At 64.1% G+C, this 22162-nt stretch carries 18 protein-coding genes and 1 pseudogene; 10 read left to right on the forward strand and 9 right to left on the reverse strand.

Translation table 11 applies throughout. The features are described from left to right. The coding region (locus tag HFRIS_RS19035) for a serine hydrolase (protein WP_006464772.1) at nt 1–798 on the forward strand (798 nt) is incomplete at its 5' end. Here the strand turns inward: HFRIS_RS19035 and HFRIS_RS19040 are convergent. The 7 genes from HFRIS_RS19040 to xylF form a co-directional block, all read right to left on the reverse strand. Next, nucleotides 779–2296 (reverse strand): sensor domain-containing diguanylate cyclase, encoded by a 1518-nt coding sequence (locus HFRIS_RS19040; protein ID WP_039876465.1) that lies wholly within the window; start codon nt 2294–2296, stop codon nt 779–781. The two genes, HFRIS_RS19035 and HFRIS_RS19040, sit on opposite strands and share 20 nt — an antisense overlap. A 130-nt stretch (nt 2297–2426) precedes the next feature. Continuing rightward, nucleotides 2427–3353 (reverse strand): L-fucono-1,5-lactonase, encoded by a 927-nt coding sequence (locus HFRIS_RS19045; RefSeq protein WP_006464774.1) that lies wholly within the window; start codon nt 3351–3353, stop codon nt 2427–2429. A 1-nt stretch (nt 3354) separates the two neighbouring features. Beyond that, nucleotides 3355–5139 carry an IlvD/Edd family dehydratase gene (locus tag HFRIS_RS19050; protein WP_006464775.1) on the reverse strand — a complete coding sequence of 595 codons (1785 nt, stop codon included), beginning with the start codon at nt 5137–5139 and terminating at the stop codon, nt 3355–3357. A gap of 33 nt (nt 5140–5172) precedes the next feature. Then, complete coding sequence (gene xylB, locus HFRIS_RS19055) at nt 5173–5964, reverse strand: D-xylose 1-dehydrogenase (protein ID WP_006464776.1); 792 nt, start codon at nt 5962–5964, stop codon at nt 5173–5175. A gap of 260 nt (nt 5965–6224) precedes the next feature. Next, the gene (locus HFRIS_RS19060) at nt 6225–7382 is read right to left on the reverse strand and encodes a sugar ABC transporter permease (RefSeq protein ID WP_199181529.1); all 1158 of its coding nucleotides are present in this window, start codon (nt 7380–7382) and stop codon (nt 6225–6227) included. 21 nt (nt 7383–7403) lie between these two features. Beyond that, a complete protein-coding gene (gene xylG / locus HFRIS_RS19065) occupies nt 7404–8963 on the reverse strand; it encodes a D-xylose ABC transporter ATP-binding protein (RefSeq protein WP_006464778.1) in 1560 nt (519 codons plus the stop codon). Between the two features lie 122 nt (nt 8964–9085). Further along, the gene (xylF, locus tag HFRIS_RS19070; RefSeq protein ID WP_006464779.1) at nt 9086–10102 is read right to left on the reverse strand and encodes a D-xylose ABC transporter substrate-binding protein; all 1017 of its coding nucleotides are present in this window, start codon (nt 10100–10102) and stop codon (nt 9086–9088) included. A 292-nt stretch (nt 10103–10394) separates the two neighbouring features. On the opposite strand from xylF, the gene HFRIS_RS19075 reads away from it, so the two are divergent. The 7 genes from HFRIS_RS19075 (at nt 10395) to HFRIS_RS19105 (ending at nt 18370) form a co-directional block, all read left to right on the forward strand. Next, nucleotides 10395–11690, forward strand: coding sequence for a XylR family transcriptional regulator (locus HFRIS_RS19075; RefSeq protein ID WP_167331830.1), 1296 nt, complete (start codon nt 10395–10397; stop codon nt 11688–11690). Further along, complete coding sequence (locus tag HFRIS_RS19080; protein ID WP_006464781.1) at nt 11687–12751, forward strand: aldose epimerase family protein; 1065 nt, start codon at nt 11687–11689, stop codon at nt 12749–12751. The genes HFRIS_RS19075 and HFRIS_RS19080 overlap by 4 nt, the downstream gene beginning before the upstream one ends. A 229-nt stretch (nt 12752–12980) precedes the next feature. After that, nucleotides 12981–13406, forward strand: coding sequence for a hypothetical protein (locus tag HFRIS_RS19085; RefSeq protein ID WP_006464782.1), 426 nt, complete (start codon nt 12981–12983; stop codon nt 13404–13406). Further along, nucleotides 13406–13858 carry a DUF2442 domain-containing protein gene (locus HFRIS_RS19090; RefSeq protein ID WP_006464783.1) on the forward strand — a complete coding sequence of 151 codons (453 nt, stop codon included), beginning with the start codon at nt 13406–13408 and terminating at the stop codon, nt 13856–13858. The genes HFRIS_RS19085 and HFRIS_RS19090 overlap by 1 nt, the downstream gene beginning before the upstream one ends. Before the next feature lie 274 nt (nt 13859–14132). Further along, nucleotides 14133–14744 carry a (2Fe-2S)-binding protein gene (locus tag HFRIS_RS19095; protein ID WP_006464784.1) on the forward strand — a complete coding sequence of 204 codons (612 nt, stop codon included), beginning with the start codon at nt 14133–14135 and terminating at the stop codon, nt 14742–14744. Continuing rightward, complete coding sequence (locus tag HFRIS_RS19100; RefSeq protein ID WP_006464785.1) at nt 14741–16993, forward strand: xanthine dehydrogenase family protein molybdopterin-binding subunit; 2253 nt, start codon at nt 14741–14743, stop codon at nt 16991–16993. Before HFRIS_RS19095 ends, HFRIS_RS19100 begins: the two co-directional genes overlap by 4 nt. 18 nt (nt 16994–17011) lie before the next feature. Further along, the gene (locus tag HFRIS_RS19105; protein ID WP_006464786.1) at nt 17012–18370 is read left to right on the forward strand and encodes a c-type cytochrome; all 1359 of its coding nucleotides are present in this window, start codon (nt 17012–17014) and stop codon (nt 18368–18370) included. 56 nt (nt 18371–18426) lie between these two features. On the opposite strand, the gene HFRIS_RS19110 is transcribed toward HFRIS_RS19105, so the two are convergent. Then, nucleotides 18427–19461: an XdhC family protein gene (locus tag HFRIS_RS19110; protein WP_006464787.1), complete on the reverse strand. Its 1035-nt coding sequence runs from the start codon at nt 19459–19461 to the stop codon at nt 18427–18429. A 364-nt stretch (nt 19462–19825) separates the two neighbouring features. Here HFRIS_RS19110 and HFRIS_RS19115 point away from each other — a divergent pair, with 364 nt between their 5' ends. Beyond that, nucleotides 19826–20875: an NAD(P)-dependent alcohol dehydrogenase gene (locus HFRIS_RS19115; protein WP_006464788.1), complete on the forward strand. Its 1050-nt coding sequence runs from the start codon at nt 19826–19828 to the stop codon at nt 20873–20875. A 46-nt stretch (nt 20876–20921) separates the two neighbouring features. Then, a pseudogene (locus tag HFRIS_RS26025) lies at nt 20922–21179 on the forward strand (cyclophilin-like fold protein). Nucleotides 21180–21185: 6 nt separating this feature from the next. Here HFRIS_RS26025 and HFRIS_RS19120 read toward each other — a convergent pair. Further along, on the reverse strand, nt 21186–22109 hold the full coding sequence (locus tag HFRIS_RS19120; protein WP_006464789.1) for a LysR family transcriptional regulator: 924 nt from the start codon (nt 22107–22109) through the stop codon (nt 21186–21188). Nucleotides 22110–22162: the final 53 nt, after the last annotated feature.

The following is a 22162-nucleotide window of genomic DNA, read 5'->3' on the forward strand; positions in this document are numbered from 1 at the left end:
GTCAATACCAAACCCGAACTGCTCCCCCGTTGCGGCTTCACCGCCGCGTCGAAGCAGCACATCTTCTCGCGTGGGGTCTATGTGCTTGACGAGCAGACCAATACGCCACTCTTTGAACGCAATGCCGATACGGTGGCACCGATCGCTTCGGTCACCAAGCTGATGACGGCCATCGTCTGGCTGGACCAGAAGTCGCTGCCCATGAGCAACCGGCTGGAAGTCACCGAGGACGATCTCGATACCCTCAAGTTCACCCACTCGCGCCTGAACGTCGGCGCCAGCCTGTCGCGTGCAGACATGCTGCACATTGCTTTGATGTCTTCCGAGAACCGTGCTGCCGCGGCCATGAGCCGTGACTATCCGGGTGGCCGTCCGGCCTTCATCGCGGCCATGAATGCGCGGGCACAGGCGCTGGGCATGAAGCAGACCCGCTTCGAGAATGCGACCGGACTGTCGCCGGACAATGTCTCTACCCCGCGCGAACTGGCCGAGCTGGTCAAGGCCGCCAACCGCTACCAGCTGATCCGTAACGATTCTCTGGACAAGCAGAAGATCATCAACATCGGTCGCGGCCAGCTGCAGTACATCAATTCCAATCGCCTGATCCGTTATGGCCAGGTCAATGCCACGGTGCAGAAGACCGGTTTCATCAACGAATCCGGCCACAACATGGTGCTACGCCTGCTGGTGCATGACCGCCGCCCGGTGATCGTCACCATGCTGGGCAGCGGCAGCGCCGACGGTTCCCGCCTGGATGGCGTGCGTATCGCCAAGTGGCTCAACTGCTCGCTGAACTAACGGGCGCTCCATCCTGCACCGGGGCCGGATCGGACTGTGCCATCTGGACCCGATTGCGCCCCATGCGCTTGGCCTGATAGAGCGCCTGGTCGGCGGCCTTGATCACTTCCTCGATGCTGTGATGCACCTGCCGGTCCAGGCAGGTCGCACCTATACTCACCGAAAGCCGCCCGAAGGGGCTGCGTTCATGCGGAATCTTCATCGCCTGCAGTGCCGACATGATGTTGCCGGCCACGTGCAGCGCGCCGGCGGCATCGGCCTCGTCAAGCAGGATCACGAATTCCTCCCCGCCATAGCGGCCGGGCTTGTCACACTGCCGTGCCACAGCGCCGGTGATGCAACGTGCTACCGATACCAGCGCATAGTCGCCCGCCTTGTGGCCGTAGGTGTCGTTGTAGAGTTTGAAGAAATCGACATCGACGAACAGGATCGCAAAGCGCGCCGAGGTATTGCGCTGGCTCTTGTGCCAGGCGTCTTGCAGGCAATCGTCCAGTGCCCGGCGGTTGAGCAAGCCGGTCAGCTTGTCGGTGCGGGCCTGCTCTTGCAGTTGCTGGTCCAGTTTGCTGCGGCGGAAGAACTCCTCGCGTAACCGGCGGATCAGACAGGCGCAGATGGCGCTGAAGGCGGCCCCAAGAAACAGGACTGCATAGAGCATCCGCTCCCATTCGCGGAACAGTTCGGCATGGGTCCGGCCCACGAAGACCAGCCAGGGTGTATCGGGGATGCGCACGTAGGCGTACAGGCGCTTGACGTCGTCCTGCTGGGATCGCGCGGTATAGCTGCCCTGCAGGCTTTCCGGCGCTGACGAGGGCAGGGCCATGATGCGTCTGAAATTGGGCGTGTAACTCAAGCGAGAACCGATGAAGGCTTCATCGTAGGGCAGGCGCATGTAGGCCACGCCGTCCAGGGCGTAAAGCGACATGACGGCCTGTTTCTCCAGCGACAGGCTTTCGAACAGATGCCGGAAGTAGTCCAGGTACAGCACCATGAAGGCCACGCCGCCGAAGGACCCATCGGCGTTTGCCAACCGCTTGGACAGTACGATGACCTGCATTCTCCGTTCCAGGCGGATGCTCAGTGGTCGTGAGACAAACAGTTTTACCGTTGGATCGTCGCGATGCCTGGCGAAGAAATCCCGGTGTCCGTAATTGCCCGGCATGATCTCGGCCAAGGTGGGAGAACCAACCAGCAGTTCGCCATCGCGGCCGACGATGCCCATGGCGGCGATATAGGTGGCTTCAGCCTTTTCACCCAGAAGGAAGTCGCGTCGCTGCTGCTCCGGCATGAGCTGCAGGCTGGCATGCCGATGGCGCCAGACCAGGCTGTCCAGGTCCAGTGACAGCAATTCCATGTTGCGTGAAATCGAACGCTGGGCAATGCGCGCCACGTTGAGGGCATGCTCAATCGCGCTGCGCTCGGTCTGCCGATAGCTCTGGTAGAGCACCACGCCCGTGATGACAGTTGCCATCAGCGCGAGCGCACTGATGGTCAAGGTCATGTTGCGTTTGAGGCTTTTGATGTTCGTCTCCCCGTATCCCAGGTTGTTTGCCGCCATCGGGGGTGACCCCTGCGGCGCAATATCGCACCGGGCTTGACGGTTGGCAACGAAAAGGAATCGGGGGAAAACCTTATGACATCAGTCCATAAATCCTGGCCGAGGATTCGCCCCACAGGGCGTCCTGGTCGGTAGGAGAAAGGCGCTTGGCAGCCCATTCGCGCACCACGGCCACCACGCGCGCGTAGGAGGCGGCGAGCAGGCATACCGGCCAGTCGGAGCCGAACATGAGCCGCTGCGGACCGAACAGGTCCAGCGCGGTATCCAGACATTGCACGATATGTTCGAAGTCGCGTGTGCACAGGCCGCGCAGCCAGTCCGCCTCGGTCAGCAGGCCGGAAATCTTGCAGGCCACATGGGGCATGGCGGTCAGCTCGCGCATCTCCTGGCGCCAGCGTTCGAAGGCGGCGCGGCCCTTGCGGAATTCCTTGAGGGCCGGCTTGCCCAGATGGTTTAGCACGATCCAGTGCTGGTCGTGATGGGCGCACAGCTGGCGCAACTGCGGCAGGTGGCGTTCATGGGCCAGCAGGTCCAGCACATAGTCCCGCTCCTGAAGCCAGCGTACCCCCTGGTTGAACTGTGGCAGGGCCAGCAGCAGTTCGGCGTCATCGTCCTCCTGCATGGGATGGCGCAGCCCCAGCAGCTTGCTGCCACCCCAGTGCTCCATGCGCTCGGCCAGCATGGGCGAGCCGATGTCTTCCCAGCCGATGATGCCGGCGATGCGTTGGTCGCGCCGTGCCATCTCCAGCAGGAATGCCGTCTCGTCGTGGCCGGGACGTGCCTGCACCGTAATCGACGCATGCAGGCCCTGTGCATCCAGCAGGGGCTGGAACTGGTAGGGCAGGCGGTCTTGCGCCAGCAGGTCCATGCCGGTACCGATCCACGGATAGTCCTCGCAGCGGTAGCGCCAGAAATGCTGGTGCGCGTCGATGCGCATCGGCCCCTTGAGCTTTCTCACCGGGGCCGGTGGCATGCGCAGTTCACGATGCAGGGTCAGCATGTCAGTGGTTGTGCCGGGGCATGGTCTGCGCCACACCCTGGTACTTCAAGGCCAGCTCCATGCAGGCACCGGTTTCCAGTTGACCCACGGTGCTGCGGTAGATCTCCTGCCAGGGCGTCTGGCTGGGTGGCACGGGCGGAATACCCTCGCTCTTGCGGCGGGCCAGTTCTTCTTCGCTGATGAGCATATTGCACTCCCCGGTGTTGAGGTCGATGCGCACGCGGTCGCCGTCGCGCAGCCAGGCCAGACCACCACCGACCGCGCTCTCGGGTGAGGCGTTGAGGATGGAGGGACTGTCGGAGGTACCCGACTGGCGCCCATCGCCCAGCGTGGGCAGGGTAGAGACGCCGCGCTTGATCAGCGCATCGGGCGGCTGCATGTTGACCACCTCGGCCGAACCCGGCCAGCCCACCGGACCGGCGCCACGGATGGCCAGCAGGGTGTTGTCGTCGATGTTGAGTGCCGGGTCGTTGATGCGGGCGTGGTAGTCGTCCGAACCATCGAAGACCACGGCGCGGCATTCGAAGATGTTTTCCTGGCCGGGCGTGCTGAGGTAGCGCTGGCGGAAGGTCTCCGAGATGACACTGGTCTTCATGATGGCGAAGTCGAACAGGTTGCCCTTCAAGACCAGGAAGCCGGCCCGTTCACGCAGCGGCGCGCTGAAGGGGTAGATCACTTCACGGTCGTTCGACTGGCGGCCCTGCAGGTTCTCGGCCATGCTCTTGCCGGTGGCGGTGATACGATCGGCGCGCAGCTTGCCGGCCTGCTGCAGCTCCCACATGATGGCCGGCACGCCGCCGGCGCGGTGGAATCGCTCGCCCAGGTACTTGCCGGCCGGCTGCATGTTCAGCAGCAGCGGCACGTCGTAGCCGAACTTCATCCAGTCTTCCGACTGCAGATCCACGCCGGCATGGCGCGCCATGGCCATGATGTGCGGCTGGGCGTTGGTGGAGCCGCCGATGGCGGCATTGACCACGATGGCATCGAGGAAGGCTTCGCGGGTCAGGATGGCCGAAGGGCGCAGGTCTTCGTAGGCCATGCCGACGATGCGGCGTCCCGTCTCATAGGCCATCTGGCCGCGCTCGCGATAGGGGGCGGGAATGGCCGAGCAGCCGGTCAGCGACATGCCCAGCGCCTCGGCCATGGCGTTCATGGTGGAGGCCGTGCCCATGGTGTTGCAGTGGCCGGAGGAGGGCGCCGACGCGGCAGCGATCTCCAGGAATTTCTCGTTGTCGATGGCGCCGGCCGAGAGTTGCTTGCGGCCCTTCCAGATGGCTGCGCCCGAGCCGACCAGCTCACCATCCAGCCAGCCGTCCAGCATGGGGCCGCCGGACAGCACGATGGCCGGGATGTCCACCGTGGCCGCGGCCATGATCTGCGACGGTGTGGTCTTGTCGCAGCCGGTGGTCAGTACCACCGCATCGATGGGATAGCCGTGCAGGATTTCGACCAGGCCCAGGTAGGCCAGGTTGCGGTCGATGGCAGCGGTGGGGCGGCGGCAGTTCTCGAAGATGGGGTGCAGCGGGAATTCCATGGGAATGCCGCCGGCATCGCGGATGCCATCGCGCACCCGCTTGGCCAGTTCCAGGTGGATGCGGTTGCAGGGGCTGATGTCGCTGCCGCTCTGGGCGATGCCGATGATGGGGCGCCCCGAGCGCAGTTCCTCGGCGGTGATGCCGTAGTTCATGAAGCGCTCCAGATAGAGCGCGGTCATGTCGATGTGGTCGGGATTGTCGAACCAGTCCTGGGAGCGGAAGCGACGGGGTGTGGCAGATGGCTTGTTCATGGATTCCTCTTGGCCCGTGGGCGATTGGGTGGGTTACGCGCCCAGCCAGCCCGCATCGACGTAGTATTCGCGGCCGGTGCACTTGGCTGCGCTGTCGGAGGACAGGAACAGCGCCAGTGCAGCGACATCATGCGGATCGACGCGGGTGGGCAGGCATTGCGCAGCCAGGATTTTCGCCTCTTCTTCGGGGGTGTGCCACAACAGTGTCTGACGCGGGGTGCGGATGGCACCGGGGATGATGGCGTTGACCCGGACGCCATCACGCCCGAAATCACGCGCCATGCCGTGCGTCATGCCCTCGATACCGGCCTTGGCGGTCATGTACAGGGTCAGGTCGGGCAGGCCCAGATGCCAGGAAATGGAGCCGAAATTGAGGATCACGCCCGATTGCTGCGCGCGCATGCCCGGCAACACGGCCTGGGCGCAGAAGAACTGGTGGCGCAAGTTGACGGCGATGCGCTCATCCCAGTAGGCCGGGGTGACCTCGGCGGTCTTGTGGCGATCATCGTTGGCGGCGTTGTTGATGAGGATGTCCACGGTACCGGCCGCGGCGATGACCTCGGCGAAGGTGGCGCGCAGGGCCTCCAGGTCCATCAGGTTGCAGCGGAAGAAGCGCGGCGGTACGGGTGCCTGCTGCAAGGAGGCCACCAGCGCCTCGGACGGTTCGCTGGCGATATCCAGGAAGAACACCTGCGCACCCTGGGCGGCGAAGGCTTCCACCAGCGCCGCGCCGATGCCGCTGCCGCCGCCGGTGATGACGACCCGCTTGCCGGCGAGGCTGCGGTAGAGCGCGTGTTCGAAAATGGGGGCGGTGGCTGCGGTCATGCTTGATAACTCCAGTAGGTAGGACGGGCCGCTGATGCGGCGCGTAAAAAATTTAGTCTGATTCAGTCTGAATATCCGAAAAGCTGCATCGCTCCATCTCTTCCCGTTCGGACTGAGTAGGCCCGCGAGGGCCGTATCGAAGGCGCTGGGAACGCTGCGCTCCTTCCTCAAAGCAGGGCGCGCCTTCGATACGCGGCTGTACCGCTACTCAGTCCGAACGGTAGTCGGAGTGTGCTGCCGTCTTTTTTTGCCTTCGTTGATCAGCGGCCCGAACGGGTGCTCACATCGACCCACACGGCCAGCACCAGGATGCTGCCCTTGACGATCATCTGCCAGTAGGTGCCCACGTCCAGCATGGACATGCCGTTGTCGAGACTGGCCATCACCAGTGCACCGATCAGGGCGCCATAGATGGTGCCGGAGCCGCCGCGCATGGAGGTGCCGCCAATGAAGCAGGCGGCGATGGCATCCAGCTCACCCATGTTGCCGGCCGAGGGCGAACCGGCAGCCAGGCGGGCGGTATTGACCAGGCCGGCCAATGCGCACATCACCCCCATGATGCCGAACACCCACAGCTTGACGGCCTGCACGTTCACACCCGACAGGCGGGTGGCTTCCATGTTGCTGCCCACCGAATAGATGCGGCGGCCGAACACGGTCTGCGTGCTCACATAGCTGAACAGGCCCAGCAGTGCCAGCAACAGCAGCACCGGCACCGGGATGCCGTCATAGCTGTTGAGCGTACGCACGAAGGCCAGCAGCACGGCACCGATGACCACCACCTTCAGGCCGTCGCGCCACAGTGCCGTCAGCGGCAGGCCATGACGGCTGCGGTTGACCCGGCTCATCCAGGTCAGCGCCAGCGCCAGCACGAATAGCGCCACACCCAGCGCCACCCCCATCTGGGGCGGAAGGTAGCCCTGGCCGAGGTAGACCATGTTGTCCGAGACCGGGGCGATGGTCAGTCCACCGGTGATGCCCAGCAGGATGCCGCGGAAGGCCAGCATGCCGCCCAGGCCGACGATGAAGGAGGGAATGCCCAGGTAGGCCGTCAGGTAGCCGTTCAGCAGCCCCAGCGCCAGGCCGAAGCCCAGCGCCAGTACCAGGTTCAGCGCCAGCGGCAGGTGGTGGCTCACGTCCAGCAGCGCCGCCAGACCGCCCAGCAGGCCCAGCAGCGAACCCACCGAGAGGTCGATCTCGCCGGCGATGATCACCAGCACCATGCCGCAGGCAAGGATGCCGGTCACCGACATCTGGCGCAGCAGGTTGGACAGGTTGCGCGGCGTCAGGAAGCCACCCTCGGTCATGAAGCTGAAGAAGCCCCAGATGATGGCGATGGCGATCAGCAGCGCAATGATCTTGTAGCGCCGGAATACCTGCTTGAGGTCGGCCATGTTGGCCAGATTGCTTGAAGTCATACCGAATTTACCTTGTGATTTTTATCCTGCCGCCGCAGAGCGCGCGGGCGCCTGCGCTACGGGTTGGTTGATCGCCGCGGCCAGCACGGTTTCCTGGCTCAGCTTGTCGTTGACGAAGTCGCCACGCAGGCGGCCTTCGCCGATCACCAGTACGCGGTCCGACACGCCCAGCACCTCCGCCAGTTCGGAGGAGACCATGATGATGGCCAGGCCCAGTTTGGCCAGTTCCGAAATGAGGCGGTAGATCTCGGCCTTGGCGCCGACATCCACGCCGCGGGTCGGCTCGTCCAGGATCAATACCTTGGGCTGGGCCAGCAGCATCTTGGAAAGCACCGCCTTCTGCTGATTGCCGCCCGAGAGGCTGGTAATGGGCAGGAAGGGCGTGGCTGTCTTGACCCGCATGCGGCTGATTTCGTCCTGGATGGTCTTCAGTTCGGCGCTCCCATCGATGCGGCTGCCACGGGAGAAGCGCTTGAGCACGGTCAAGGTGATGTTCTGGCCGACATCGAGGTCGGGCACGATGCCGTGGTGCTTGCGGTCTTCCGGCACCATGCACAGGCCGCGCCGGATCGACTTGAGCGGCGAACCGGTATCGGCCAGCTTGCCTTCCAGCAGTACCTGGCCTTCGTGACGGCCGCGATAGGCGCCGAAGATGGCCGACACCAGTTCCGTGCGGCCGGCGCCCACCAGGCCGGCAATGCCCAGGATTTCGCCACGGCGCACGGAGAACGACACATCGTCCACACGCTTGCGGCGCGGGTTGTCGATGTCGTAGCAGGTGATGTGGCGCGCCTCCAGTACCACTTCGCCGATGGAGTGATTACGTTCGGGATACATGGCCGTGATTTCGCGACCGACCATCTGGGTGATGATCTTGTCCACGTCCATTTCCTGCATGGGCGTGGTGGCGATGTGTTTGCCATCGCGGATCACCGAGATGGTGTCGCAGATCTCGGCCACCTCGTCCAGCTTGTGCGAGATGTAGACGCAGGCCACGCCACGCGCCTTCAGGTCCTTGATGATCTTGAGCAGCACCGCGATCTCGGAGGCGGTCAGCGAGGATGAGGGTTCATCCAGGATCAGCAGCCGCGCATCCTTGTTGAGTGCCTTGGCGATTTCCACCAGCTGCTGGTGGCCGCCGCCATATTGCGAGACCGGCAGGGCCACATTGATGTCGGGCATGTTCAGCTCGCGCATGAGCTCTTCAGCGCGGCGGTACATGGCGGGGTAGTTCATGCGACCACCCGGCAGGGTGATCTCGTGGCCCATGAAGATGTTCTCGGCCACCGACAGCTCCGGCACCAGCATCAGTTCCTGGTGGATGATGACGATGCCGGCCGCTTCGGTATCGCGCACCGAGTGCGCCTGCAGCGGCTTGCCGTCCCACAGGATTTCGCCGTCCCAGGTGCCGTGGGGGTAGACGCCGGAGAGAATCTTCATCAGCGTCGACTTGCCTGCGCCGTTCTCGCCGCACAGGCCAACACACTCGCCGGGCCGGATCTTGATGTCGATGCCGTCGAGCGCGCGCACACCGCCAAAGCTCTTGACGATGCCTTTCATTTCTAACAGATACTCGGACATGCCTGTTCTTTCCAAGAAGCCTCTGGAATCCCTACCGGCGGGTGCCCGGCCGGTATGGACGGCGTTGCCGGCTACCGCGGGGGCGGCCGGCAACGCCTCATGCATTACGCCTCATGCAGGAATCAACGGCCGTCGATCTGGGCCTGGGTGTAGAAGCCGTCGTCGACCAGCACCTTGACGTTCTCCTTGGTCAGCAGGATGGGCTTCAACAGCAGGCTGTCAACCTTCTTGAAGCCGTTGTCATACTGGGCGTTGTAGGTCGGCTTTTCGTTGCGCGCCAGTTGCACGGACAGGTTGGCGGCCTCGGTGGCGATCTGCTTCAGGGGCTTGTAGACGGTCATGGTCTGGGTACCGGCCACGACACGCTTGACGGCGGCCAGGTCGGCATCCTGGCCCGAGACCGGCACCTTGCCTGCCAGCTTCTGCGCGGCCAGTGCCTGGATCGCACCACCGGCGGTACCGTCATTGGAAGCGACGATGGCGTCGATCTTGTTGTTGTTGGCGGTCAGCGCATTCTCGACGATGGAGAGGGCTTCGGTCGGGTTCCATTCCTTGACCCATTGCTGGCCGACGATCTTGATGTCGCCCTTGTCGATGTAGGGCTTGAGGGCCTTCATCTGACCTTCGCGGAACATCTTGGCGTTGTTGTCGGTGGGCGAGCCGCCCAGCAGGAAGAAGTTGCCCTTGTTCTTGACCTTCAGGATGCCCTCGGCCTGCATTTCACCGACCTTCTCGTTGTCGAAAGAGATGTAGGCATCCACGTCGGCGTTGAGGATGAGGCGGTCATAGGACAGCACCTTGATGCCGGCTTTCTTGGCTTCCTTGATGGTGTTGGTCAGCACGGTGGCATTGAAGGGCACGATCACGATCACGTCCACGCCACGCGAGATCAGGTTCTCGATCTGGGAAATCTGGCGCTGTTCGCTGGCATCGGCCGATTGCACGAACACCTTGGCACCCAGCTTCTCGGCAGCGGCGGTGAAGAAATCGCGGTCACGCGCCCAGCGCTCCACGCGCAGGTCGTCGATGGAAAAGCCGATCTTGGGATTCTTGGCGTCGGCCATGGCGCTACCGGCCACCATGGACAGGGTGGTCACGGTCATCAGCGCCAATACGGTCTTCTTCAGCATTGCCTTCATAGTCCAGTCTCCGATTTGAATTAAATTTGATTATGATTTTTGAAGCGGCGCTGTCCGGTGGATGTGGAGGCCTGATCTGGTGCAAAAGCTTCCAAAGCCGCATGGGGCCGGGTAGGGCAGGGGACGAATGCGCCGCATGATGGTGCGAGGGGGATACTAGCCCCGGGCCAATCCCCTCTACAATTACGAAATTGACCAAACGGCTTAGTGATTCTTTTTGTTGCAGGAGCACATATCGGTCATTTCGACCACGGCTCGCTACAATTCGACACCTGAGCCCATCCAGACAAAAATGGCGCGCGCCAGCGACGCCACCCCAAGGAGACACAGCGTGGCAAAAGTACCCACGGTGCACAGGATTGCGTTGCTCTTCAATGGCAACAAGATATTTGATCGGGAAATCATTTCCGGCATCGGCGAATACATCAGCAGTACCCGCGCTTCCTGGGACCTCTACCTGGAAGAGGATTTCCGCTGCCGTCCGCAAGGCATAGAGCGCTGGGCCGGACACGGCATCATCGCCGACTTCGATGACCCGGTCACCACCGCCGCGCTGGAAGGGGTGCAACTGCCGGTGGTGGCGATCGGCGGGTCCTACGCCGATCCTTCCCAATATCCGGCCAACCGCCCTTATGTGGCGACCGACAATGTGAAGATGGTCAAGCTGGCCTACGACCACCTGATCGAGGCCGGCCTGCAGCATTTCGCCCTGTTCAGTCTGCCCGAGTCCGACTGCAACCGCTGGGCGCAGGAGCGCGAACGCATCTTCACCGGCCTGACCGCCGCCGACGGCATCGAAGGGCATATCTACCGGGGCGTGGGCACCAGCGCGCAATCCTGGGATACCGCCGTGGAACAGCAGATCGCCTGGGTGCGCAGCCTGCCCAAGCCGGTGGGCATCATTGCAGTCACCGATGCCCGTGCGCGCCAGCTGCTGCAGGCTTGCCTGTTTGCCGGCATCGCCGTGCCCGAACAGGTGGCGCTGATCGGTATCGACAACGATCCCCTGGCCCGCGTGCTGACGCGCATCCCGCTCAGTTCGGTGATCCAGGGCAGCGTGGAAATGGGCCGCACCGCTGCTCACCTGCTGCATCAGATGCTGCATGGAGCGCGCTTTCCGGACACCCGCATCATGGTGCCGCCGGTGGGCATCAATGTCCTGGCCTCCAGTCGCCACGAGGTACGCAATCACCCGCATGTGATGCAGGCGCTGCATTTCATCCGGCAATACGCCTGCCAGGGCATCAAGACCGATCAGGTGGCCGATTACGTGGGCATCTCACGGTCCTCGCTGGAATGGTATTTCCGGCGCGAACTGGGACGCAGCGTCCATGATGAAATCCTGCGCTTCAAGCTGGAAGCCGCCAAGCGCATGCTGGAGCAGGCCGGCAGCCATGCCGCCGAGATCGCCGTGAGCTGCGGCTTCACCACCGTGCAATACATGCACGCCGTCTTCAAGCGCGAACTGGGCTGCACGCCCAGGGAATACCAGGAACAATTCGTCGCCGGGCTGGAGCATTCCGCCGCTCCTGCACCACGGCAGAAAAAGAAAACCGCAGGGAACGCCCTCCTCACCTCCACAAAATGACCCATTTCACCCTTTCCCACACCACCGCCGCCGACGGCATCCAGCTCTATACCCTGCGCAACCATACCGGCATGCGCGTGACCATCAGCGACCTCGGCGCCACCATGGTCAACTGGTGGGCGCCCGACCGCTATGGCCGCGAGGCCGACATCCTGCTGGGCTTCGACCGGGTGGAGCAATACCAGCGCAACCCGGCCTATTTCGGGGCCATCGTCGGTCGCTGGGGCAACCGCATCGCCGGTGGCCGTTTCACCCTGGACGGCACGCCGCGACAGGTCGATTGCAACGAAGGCGAAAACCATCTGCATGGTGGCCGCGACGGTTTCCATGCCCAGCGCTGGCAGGTCCAGCCCGACCCGGAAGGCCTGCGCCTGATGCTGGTATCGCCCGACGGCCAGGCGGGCTTTCCCGGCACGGTGATGGCATCGGTACTCTATCGCCTGGACGACGATGGCCAGTTGCGCATCGACTACACCGCCACCAGCAATGCCGCCACCCCCATCAACCTGACCTCGCACGCCTACTTCAACCTCAATGGCGGGGCCAGCGATATCCGTGACCACATCATCGCCATCGATGCCGACGCCTACCTGCAGGTGGATGCCAGCCTGATCCCGGAAGCACGCGCCGAGGTTGCCGGCAGCCCCTTCGATTTCCGGCAGCCGGCCCCCATCGGCCCGCGCCTGGACTGGCCCGATCCGCAGCTGAAACTGGCCGGCGGCTTCGATCATTGCTATTGCCTGCGCAGCGAGCACGAACCGGTGCCCGGCGAGAGCCGTGTGGCGCAGACATTGCGTGAGGTCGCCACCGTCTACGAACCGGGTTCGGGACGCGAATTGCGTGTCTCCACCACCGAAATAGGCCTGCAGTTCTACAGCGGCAATTTCCTCTCCGGTGTGCAGGGCCGGGGCGAGCAGCCATATGCCATCCATGACGGCTTCTGCCTGGAAGCGCAGTCCTACCCGGACCAGGTCAACACACCCCTGAGCGAAGCGGTGATCCTCCGACCGGGTCAGGTCTATCGGCAGACCACGGTATATCGCCTGGGCGTGCGCGACTGAAAGATTGAAATTTTTGAATAAAGCAGTCCTACATCCGCGTTACTGCTGACTTGCCCTTCCTCTCTCTTTAGCCTCCTCCGATCGCGGTGCCGCTGAACGTGGCATCGCGTCCGCTCCCCGTACGCATCCATTTGTTGTTTTGGTGCTTCAGGTAACTCATCTGGGTGAACCTGTTTGCGTCCATGACTTGCGTTGGGGCTTACAATCCAATAACCTAACGGTTAGGTTTATGAGAATCTGCAGCTACAAGGGTCTGGTCGTTTCCGTCTTCACCCGTGACGAGCACTGCCCGCCGCATGTCCATGTAGGTCACGAGCGTTGGGACGCGCGTTACCAGTTCAGTTTCTGGCATCACGGCGTGGCCTTGTGGGATGTGAGGCCCATGTGGTCTGCCCCCGGCATCGCGCTGCTGGAGGAGTTGAGGCAGGTGATCGAACAGCCGGACCATCTGCGGCGAGCGCGCCAGCGATGGTGGCAGAGCCGGGCTTCGGTCTGCCTCGATCACCAGCAGTGGGACCCGCGCCGGGAAGAAGTCGTCAGTCCCAGCGTTTTCCGGCGGCATGCCGTCGATATTGTGTGGGCGCGTTACGCACCTGAACGTGACAGCACCTTGATTCAACTCGCGGGGCAAGCCAGTCCCCTGGAGATACAGTAATGACCATCATCAAAGCGAAGAAACGCGATAATCCGCCCGTCACCGAAGAGCTGCTCGCACAGGCCCTGGCCCGCGGCAGCAAACGCGCTGGCGCCGCCCTGCAGGCTACGGAGGTGGATTATCTTCCCGCCTTCGCAGCCATCGCCATCGGTTTTGCCGACAAGACCGCCGTCCTGCTGCCCATCGACAACTACCCCGAGCTGGCCGAACTCAGTGCCGCCGAACTGGGGCGCATCGAACTGGGGTACGCCGGCAGTGCCTTGTGTCTGGAAGAGCGCGACCTGCATGTCTCCATCGCCGGGCTGGTGGCCGCCAGCCCGGCCTTGATGAAACTGGCGTCGACGGTGGTCGCAACGCGCAACGGCAGCCGCAGTAGCGAGGCCAAGGTCCTGGCCGTGCGTGAAAATGGTAAGAAGGGCGGCCGGCCCCGCAAGCTGCCGCAGGACGTCTAGCCCCTTGCTGGCAATACCCTGGTTCAACGGGGCCTCCCACTGTCGCCACCGCCACCATCGCCACCGCCACCACCGCATATCCGTCCGCTCTGCGACGGAATTCATTAGTTCGTCTAATATCCCCATTAAGCCCAGGTCAGCTAATCGCCTCCTGCGTGATGCGTCATCATGCGGGAGCTAATGCTCATGCACGGGCTCGCCTTGCTGCGTCCGTTTGCTCCCCCAGGGCTGCGTCCCGCCCTGATTTGTGTTCTCAACCCCGATGGCAGGAACCATGGAACTCCAGATAAACGACAAGACTTACCAGATCACTTCCGACGCCGAGACACCCCTGCTCTGGGTGATCCGCGACGAACTGGGCATGACCGGTACCAAATACGGCTGCGGCCTGGCCCAGTGCGGGGCCTGCTCGGTCCTGGTCGATGGCGAGGTGCTGCGCTCCTGCGTCATGCCGGTGGGCGCCATGGCCGGCCGCAAGGTCAGCACCATCGAGGCGGTGAGCGCCGATCCGGTCGGCAAGCAGGTGGTCGACGCCTGGGTCAAGCACCAGGTTCCGCAATGCGGCTACTGCCAGTCCGGCCAGGTGATGGCCGCAACCGCGCTGTTGAAGCAGGTCGCCCAGCCCAGCGACGAGCAGATCGCTGCCGCCATGGTCAATCTGTGCCGCTGCGGCACCTACAATGCCATCAAGGCCGCCATGCACGACCTCTCCGGCAGCAAGGGCGCTCCTGCGGCAGCGGCATCGACCCTGCCGGCAGCCCCCAGCGGCCCGGCCGGGGTCAACCAGACCACCGTCGCCGCCGCTGCCGTGGCGGGTATCGGTGCCGTGGCCGCCATCCAGTGGAGCCGCACGCAGAAGGCCAAGGCCGGAAAGGAGCAGGCATGAACCCCTCGCACGATCTTCCCGCCCAGGACCTGCCAGCCGATGGCGAGCCGGTCAATGTCTCGCGCCGCCACTTTCTCCTGAGCTCCGCCGGCACCGCGGCCGGCTCTCTGGTACTGGGCTTTGCGCTACCGGCCGGCAACGCCCGGGCACAGGGCAGTGCGGCACCAGCGGCCGCCGGCACGCGGGTGCCGGCCTTCCTTGAGATCCGCCCGGACAACAGCATCCACCTGCAAAGCCCCTTCGTCGAAGGCGGCCAGGGCATCTTCACCGCCATGGCCCAGATCGTGGGCGAGGAGCTCGACGCCGATCCAGCCGGCTTCGTCGTGCACAACGCCCCCGCCAACGACCAGTACAAGGTCATGGACATCGGTATTCGCATCACCGGCGGCAGCATGTCGGTGCGTACCAGCTATCCCACCATGCGTCGCGTGGGCGCGCTGGCGCGCCATTTGCTGATGCAGGCGGCCGCTACGCAATGGAAGGTGCCGCTGGAGAGCCTGTCCACCGAGCCAGGCCGCGTGGTGCATGCCGCCAGCGGCCGCTCGCTGAGCTATGGCGAACTTGCTCCCAAGGCGCTGGACCTGCCCAATCCGCCGCTGGACACCATCAAGCTCAAGCAAGACAGCCACTTCCGCTGGATCGGCAAGCCCCTCGCGCGCCTGGACGTGCTGGACAAGTCCACCGGTCGCACCCTCTACGGCATCGATACCCAGGTGGAGAACATGCTCCAGGCCGCCGTACAGCACGCGCCGCGCCTGGGCCTGGAAGTCGGAAGCATCCGCAACGAGGCCGAGGTGCGCAAGATGAATGGCGTGCATTCGGTGCACCGCCTGCCTGGTGCGGTGGCCGTGGTGGCCGAGCGCTGGTGGAACGCCAAACGCGCCGTCGAAGCCCTGCAGGTGGACTGGAGCGACCCTGGCCCGGCGCCGGACCGCCGCTATGTGCCGGCGGACTTTTCCACCGAACAATTCGCTGCGCAACTGGCCAGCTCCACCGCTGCCGTTGATGAGGCCGAGAACGAAGGCGATGTGAACAAGGCCATCGCCGGTGCCAAGACCGTGGTGCAGGCCAGCTACCGCAGCCAGTACCTGAATCACGCGCAACTGGAGCCGCCTTCGGCCACCGCCCGTTTCAATCCCGATGGTACGCTTGAAATGTGGATCCCCAACCAGGCGCCCGAGATGTTCCAGGGCGCCATCGCCAAGCAGACCGGCTTGCCGCCGGAAAAGATCCAGATCCACTCGCCGCTGCTGGGCGGCTTCTTCGGCCGCCATTTCCTCTACGAGAGCGCCATGGTATTCCCGCAGGCGATCCAGCTGGCCAAGGCGGTCGGTCGCCCGGTCAAGGTGATCTGGAGCCGCGAGGAAGAGTTCGCCCGCGACACCATGCGGCCCATGGCGGTCGTGCAGTTCCGCGCTGGCCTGGATGAAAAGGGCTTCCCCATCGCCATCGAAGCCATCAGCGCCACCGAAGGCCCCACCGAATCGATTGCCAACAAGCGCAACAAGATCGATCCGACCGCCCTCGAAGGCCTGGCCGGCAAGTCCTACCAGTTCGCCCACAAGCGCATCGGCCAGCGTTTCGTCAAGAATCCGCCGGTACTGGGCTACTGGCGTTCGGTGGGCAACTCGATGAATGACTTCTTCTACGAAGCCTTCCTCGACGAGATCGCCGACAAGGGCGGCCAGGACCCCTATGAAATGCGCCTGCGCCTGCTGCAGGGCAACGAGCGCCTGACCACGCTGCTGCGGGCAGCCGTCGATCTGTCCGGCGGCTGGAAGCGCGGCCCCTTCACCGCGCCCGACGGCACCCGTCGCGCCCGTGGCGTGGCCATGGCCAAGGCCTTCGGCACCGAGACTGCGGCCATCGCCGAAGTCTCCATCGAGAACGGCCAGGTCCGCGTGCACGACATCTGGGAAGCCATCGACCCCGGCCGCATCGTCAACCCGGCCATCGTCGAAGCCCAGGTCAACAGCGCCGTTTCGCTGGGCCTGTCGCAGGTCTTGCTGGAAGAAGTGGTCTACAAGGAAGGGGCCAGGATGGCGCGCAACTACGACCTCTATCCCATCCTGCCGCCCCAGCGAATGGCTCGCGTGCATGTGAAGGTCATCGAGAGCGGCGCCAAGATGGGCGGCATCGGCGAGCCCCCATTGCCGGCCGTGCCACCCGCCGTGGCCAATGCGGTCGCACACCTGACCGGCCAGCGCATCCGCAGCATGCCGCTGTCCCATTACACCTTCAAGGCCTGATGGCGGACTGACGCATCCATGACCACTCCAAAAACCGGGAAGCTGCGCATCTTCCTGCTGATCCTTGTCGCGCTCATCATCGGCGCCGCCTGGGTCGCCCTGCGCACGCCGGCCTCGCCCTTCGACGGCAGCGCACCGCCCCCGGCGCCTTCGGCCGAACTGCTCCAGCGCGGTGAATACGTGGCGCGCCTAGCCGATTGCGTGGCCTGTCACAGTACGCCCAACAGCAAGCCCTTCGCCGGTGGCCTGGAGATGGCCACCCCGTTGGGCGCCATCTACGCCACCAACATCACGCCGGATCGCGCCAGCGGCATCGGCGAATACAGTCTGGCCGACTTTGACCGCGCCCTGCGACATGGCGTGGCCCGTGACGGCCACCGGCTCTACCCGGCCATGCCCTATCCTTCCTACGCCAAGATGGCAGATGAAGATGTCAGCGCGCTCTATGCCTGGTTCATGCATGGCGTCAAACCGGTGGTGCAGGCCAACCGCGAGAGCGATATCCCCTGGCCGCTGGACATGCGCTGGCCGCTGGCGTTCTGGAACCTGGCCTTCACCCGTCCCCAACCGTATCAGCCCCAGCCAGGCAAGGATGCCCTCTGGAACCGGGGCGCCTACATCGTCCAGGGTGCCGGCCACTGCGGCAGTTGCCATACCCCGCGTGGTGTCGCCATGAACGAAAAGGGGCTGGATGATGGCCAGCCGCTCTATCTCTCCGGCGCGCTGCTCGATGGCTGGTATGCGCCCAGTCTGCGTGGCGACGTCAATATCGGCATCGGCCGCTGGAGCGAAGAGGAAGTGGTGCAATTCCTCAAGACCGGCCGCAACCAGCACGCCGTGGTCTTCGGCTCCATGGCCGACGCCTTCAACAACTCCACCCAGTTCATGAGTGATGACGACCTGAAGGCCGTCGCGCATTACCTGAAATCCTTGCCAGGCGACCCCGGTCGCGATGGCACCCCGTGGAAGTACGACGCCAGTACCACCGCCGCCCTGGCACCGCAACGCCTGGAGGGGAGCGGGGCGCGCACCTTCATGGCCAAGTGCGCCGCCTGCCATGCGGTCGACGGGCGCGGCAGGGCGCCCTGGATTCCTCCGCTGGCCGGCGCCGTGTCATCGCTGGCCAGGGAAGATGCCTCGGCCATCAATGTCACCCTCAATGGCTCGGCGCGGGTGGTGGCCGACGGCGTGCCCGATGCCTATCGCATGCCGCCGTTCCGCAGCCAGTTGTCGGACGCTGAAATCGCCGACGTACTGAGCTTCATCCGTACGTCCTGGGGCAACCACGGCGGCGCCGTCAAGGTGGACGATGTCAGCAAACTGCGCGAACGGACCAATCCGGCCAGCAGCAATCCCATCGTCCTTCAGATGCGCTGAGGTTCTCTTCGCGGAAGTCGTACCGGAACCGCCGCCTGCACAGGCGGCGGTTTTTTTCAGGTCGGGGAGGGGGATGATTCAGCCGTCACGCGTGCCTGCTTCATGGCCGCCACCGACATGGCCGCAGGCACGGCCACGCCATTCTTGACGGCCAGCACTTCAGCCATGACGCTGACCGCGATCTCGGAAGGCGTCTTACTGCCGATATAAAGACCGATAGGGCCGCGCAGGCGCGCCAGGCTTTCTTCGGTCTTGCCGAAGTGGGTCATCATGCGATCCTTGCGGGCGGCACTGTTGCGGCGTGAACCGATGGCACCCACATAGAAGGCCGGACTGGCCACCGCTTCCATCAACGCCAGGTCGTCCAGCTTGGGATCGTGCGTCAGGGCGATCACGCAACTGCGCTGATCGGGGCGGAAGGCCTGCACAGCGTCGTCGGGCATGTCGGTGACGATGCGCACCCCTGGCACCGCCCAGCCGCCCAGGTATTCCGAACGCGGATCGCACAGCGTCACCGAAAAACCGTTGAAGAGCGCCATCGTCGCCAGGTATTCGGCCAGCATGCCGGCGCCGATCAGGAGCATGCGATAGTCCGGCCCCATCGTATGGCGCAGGGTCTGGCCATCGAACATCAGGTCGGCCGGCGACGGGCTGACGTCCATGCGGCTCTGGCCGGTAAGGCAGTCGACGCTGCGGCAGACCAGTTGCCCGCTTTCCAGCGCCAGTACCAGTTCCTGCAAGGGCGCGGCCGGTGGATCGAATTCCAGCAGCAGCTCCAGCGTGCCGCCGCAGGGCAGACCGAAACGATGTGCCTCGTCGGCGTCGATGCCATAGCGCACCAGCTGCGGCGCCTCGGGGCGACCCCAGGCAGTGGGGGCGTTCTTGATGTATTGGAACAGCAGGTCATCCTCGATACAGCCCCCCGACACCGAACCGATCAGCCGGCCGTCGTCACGGATCGCCAGTTGGGAGCCCACCGGGCGGGGCGACGAGCCCCAGGTGGAGACAACAGTGGCCAGCAGTGCCCTACGGCCGGCCTGGCGCCACTCATGCAGGGCGCGCAATACCTTCAGATCAGTGGTGTCGTTCATGATGCGTTAGAAATACGGTGATGGAGCAAGTCTGCCACGACATCGTGGCCGGAACTAATTGCGCTGACCAATAGACCAAGCAAGCCCCGGACCAGCGAATCCCGGCCCACATGATGAGGCAGAATCGGCTGGTCTGCTTGCTTGCCCTTCGGAAAGCCGCTGCCCGCCGTCAGGCCCCGTTTGCCCGCTTGCCGTGCATGCAGTCATCCGGCTTCGTGCGGACCGGTGGAATTTCAGGCAATAATCGTAGCGGAATAGGTCTGTCTTCACTCCGCCCGCCACGTCACAATGCCCTGTTCCGTGACAGGTTCCCCGCTTGTCTGCACGTCCGTTTTCAATTCCCGTCTGACTCAAGGAGATTCCCATGCAAGTACATGCCTACGGCGCCCACGCAGCCGACAAGCCGCTGGAACCCCTGCAGATCAACCGCCGCGCCACCGGTGCGCATGATGTGCAGATCGACATCGCCTACTGCGGCATCTGCCACTCCGACCTGCACCAGGTCCGTTCCGAATGGGCCGGCACCCAATACCCCTGCGTCCCCGGCCACGAGATCGTCGGTCGCGTCACCGCCGTAGGCGGTCACGTCAGCAAGTTCAAGGTCGGCGATCTGGTCGGCGTAGGCTGTATGGTCGACAGCTGCCAGACCTGCCCCGACTGCGAAGAAGGCCTGGAAAACTATTGCGACAACATGGTCGGTACCTACAACGGCAAGACCGACGACGCTCCCGGCTGGACCATGGGCGGCTATTCGCAGCAGATCGTGGTGCATGAACGCTTTGTGTTGAACATCCGCCATCCGGAAGCCGACCTGGCCGCCGTGGCGCCGCTGCTGTGCGCCGGCATCACCACCTATTCGCCGCTGCGCCACTGGGGCGCCGGCCCTGGCAAGAAGGTCGGCGTGGTCGGCATCGGCGGCCTCGGCCACATGGGCATCAAGATCGCCCATGCCATGGGCGCGCATGTGGTGGCCTTCACCACTTCCGACTCCAAGCGTGCCGATGCCCAGGCACTGGGCGCGCATGAAGTCGTGGTCTCGCGCAATGCCGATGAGATGGCCGCCCATGCCAAGAGCTTCGACCTGATCCTCAACACCGTGGCCGCCCCGCACGATCTGGATGCCTTCCTTGGCCTCCTGAAGCGCGACGGCACCATGACCCTGGTGGGAATCCCGGCCGAGCCGCACCCTTCACCCAGCGTGGTCGAGCTGATCATGAAGCGCCGTTCCCTGGCCGGCTCGCTCATCGGTGGCATTCCCGAGACCCAGGAGATGCTGGACTTCTGCGCCCAGCACGGCATCGTCGCCGACATCGAGCTCATCCGCGCCGAGGACATCAACACCGCCTATGAACGCATGCTCAAGGGCGACGTCAAGTACCGCTTCGTGATCGACAACGCCAGCATGGCGGCTTGAATCCGGCCCTGCGGCACGCGAGTTCGCCGCCCGGCTGCCGCTGACGCTGGAACTGTCGGACTACCACCAGACCGAGAAGATCGCGTAACCGCCGCGCAAGCTCCCAATCCGGGGCGAGCCCGTCGGTTACGCCCCCAAGGCCGACGACCTGGCCTACTACGCGCCCTGAAGCAACATTGCGCTGTTCTACCGCGACTTCCCATATTCGACTGGGCTGGTGAAACTGGGTCGCCTCGATGGCGACCTGGAGGTGCTGCGCCAGCTTGGGCCCGGGCCTAAGCTGGCCCTGATCGAGCAGGAGTAGCCCGTCTCATCGCACGATATCCGGTGATACATTGACCGCCTGCCTGGTCAGGAAGGGGCCAAGAAAATCCACGAAGGCCGCCGCTGCCGGCGTCAGCGAACGCGTGGTCGGCAGATACAGCGACATCTCGCGGATCACTTCCGGTTCTTCGATACGCCGCATCACCAGTCCGAAGGCATGCGCGAGCACGCCCACATACGCCGGGCACAGCGTCACAGCGAGGTCGGCGGCAGCCAGGCCCAGCGCGGTAGAGAGGTGCGTCACCGTGTGGCTGGGCGTGAAGTGCTGCTCCGGCGGCAGTTCGTGCAGGGCCTTGGCGACATGGGTGGCGTAGTCGTGACTGGCGACCACGCTAGGATGACGGGCCAGGGTAGCCCAGGTGATCTTCTTGCGGCGCGCCAGCGGATTTCCTGCGGCACACCAGAGCACCCAGGGCGTCTGGTACAGACTGACCCGGCGCACGCTCTCGCCGGTCGCGCGGTCGGGGCCCACGGCAATATCCACATGGTCGCCATCGACCGCATCGACCAGTTCTTCCACCGCGCAATCGACCAGCCTCACCTGTACCCGCGGCTTGGTCTTGCGATAGGCGGCGATGGCGTGCGGCATCAGCGCGCTGGCTACGAACAGCGGCGCGGCCACGCGCACCACGCCGGTGGTCTTGTTCTTGACGTCCTGCGCGGTCTGCATCGCTGCGCCCAGCTCGCGCAGCACGCGTTCAGCGGCCGGCCGGAAGTCCTTTCCGGCCTTGGACAGGGCCACGCGCCGCGTGGTGCGGTCAAACAGGGGGAAGCCGATTTCCTCTTCCATTTCCTTGATCACCAGGCTGACCGCCCCGGCCGTCAGATGCAGGCGCCTGGCCGCCAGGTTGAAGCTCTCGGTCTCGGCCACGGTGAGGAAGGTGCGTAATTGCTTGATGGTCAAATTCATCGCGATATCGGAAAAAATATCAATGGTAAGTATTGTTTAGTAAAGCTCAATAA

This window comes from Herbaspirillum frisingense GSF30, from assembly GCF_000300975.2.
GTDB lineage: Bacteria > Pseudomonadota > Gammaproteobacteria > Burkholderiales > Burkholderiaceae_D > Herbaspirillum > Herbaspirillum frisingense.

What these genes read in the sequence shown, in the direction of transcription:
- xylF (WP_006464779.1), bottom strand. Translation starts at nt 10,102, where the DNA reads ATGAAGGCAATGCTGAAGAAGACCGTATTGGCGCTGATGACCGTGACC.
- HFRIS_RS19105 (WP_006464786.1), top strand. Translation starts at nt 17,012, where the DNA reads ATGACCACTCCAAAAACCGGGAAGCTGCGCATCTTCCTGCTGATCCTT.
- HFRIS_RS19095 (WP_006464784.1), top strand. Translation starts at nt 14,133, where the DNA reads ATGGAACTCCAGATAAACGACAAGACTTACCAGATCACTTCCGACGCC.
- xylG (WP_006464778.1), bottom strand. Translation starts at nt 8,963, where the DNA reads ATGTCCGAGTATCTGTTAGAAATGAAAGGCATCGTCAAGAGCTTTGGC.
- HFRIS_RS19075 (WP_167331830.1), top strand. Translation starts at nt 10,395, where the DNA reads ATGGCGCGCGCCAGCGACGCCACCCCAAGGAGACACAGCGTGGCAAAA.
- xylB (WP_006464776.1), bottom strand. Translation starts at nt 5,964, where the DNA reads ATGACCGCAGCCACCGCCCCCATTTTCGAACACGCGCTCTACCGCAGC.
- HFRIS_RS19120 (WP_006464789.1), bottom strand. Translation starts at nt 22,109, where the DNA reads ATGAATTTGACCATCAAGCAATTACGCACCTTCCTCACCGTGGCCGAG.
- HFRIS_RS19100 (WP_006464785.1), top strand. Translation starts at nt 14,741, where the DNA reads ATGAACCCCTCGCACGATCTTCCCGCCCAGGACCTGCCAGCCGATGGC.
- HFRIS_RS19050 (WP_006464775.1), bottom strand. Translation starts at nt 5,139, where the DNA reads ATGAACAAGCCATCTGCCACACCCCGTCGCTTCCGCTCCCAGGACTGG.
- HFRIS_RS19045 (WP_006464774.1), bottom strand. Translation starts at nt 3,353, where the DNA reads ATGCTGACCCTGCATCGTGAACTGCGCATGCCACCGGCCCCGGTGAGA.
- HFRIS_RS19040 (WP_039876465.1), bottom strand. Translation starts at nt 2,296, where the DNA reads ATGACCTTGACCATCAGTGCGCTCGCGCTGATGGCAACTGTCATCACG.
- HFRIS_RS19090 (WP_006464783.1), top strand. Translation starts at nt 13,406, where the DNA reads ATGACCATCATCAAAGCGAAGAAACGCGATAATCCGCCCGTCACCGAA.
- HFRIS_RS19060 (WP_199181529.1), bottom strand. Translation starts at nt 7,382, where the DNA reads ATGACTTCAAGCAATCTGGCCAACATGGCCGACCTCAAGCAGGTATTC.
- HFRIS_RS19115 (WP_006464788.1), top strand. Translation starts at nt 19,826, where the DNA reads ATGCAAGTACATGCCTACGGCGCCCACGCAGCCGACAAGCCGCTGGAA.
- HFRIS_RS19080 (WP_006464781.1), top strand. Translation starts at nt 11,687, where the DNA reads ATGACCCATTTCACCCTTTCCCACACCACCGCCGCCGACGGCATCCAG.
- HFRIS_RS19110 (WP_006464787.1), bottom strand. Translation starts at nt 19,461, where the DNA reads ATGAACGACACCACTGATCTGAAGGTATTGCGCGCCCTGCATGAGTGG.
- HFRIS_RS19085 (WP_006464782.1), top strand. Translation starts at nt 12,981, where the DNA reads ATGAGAATCTGCAGCTACAAGGGTCTGGTCGTTTCCGTCTTCACCCGT.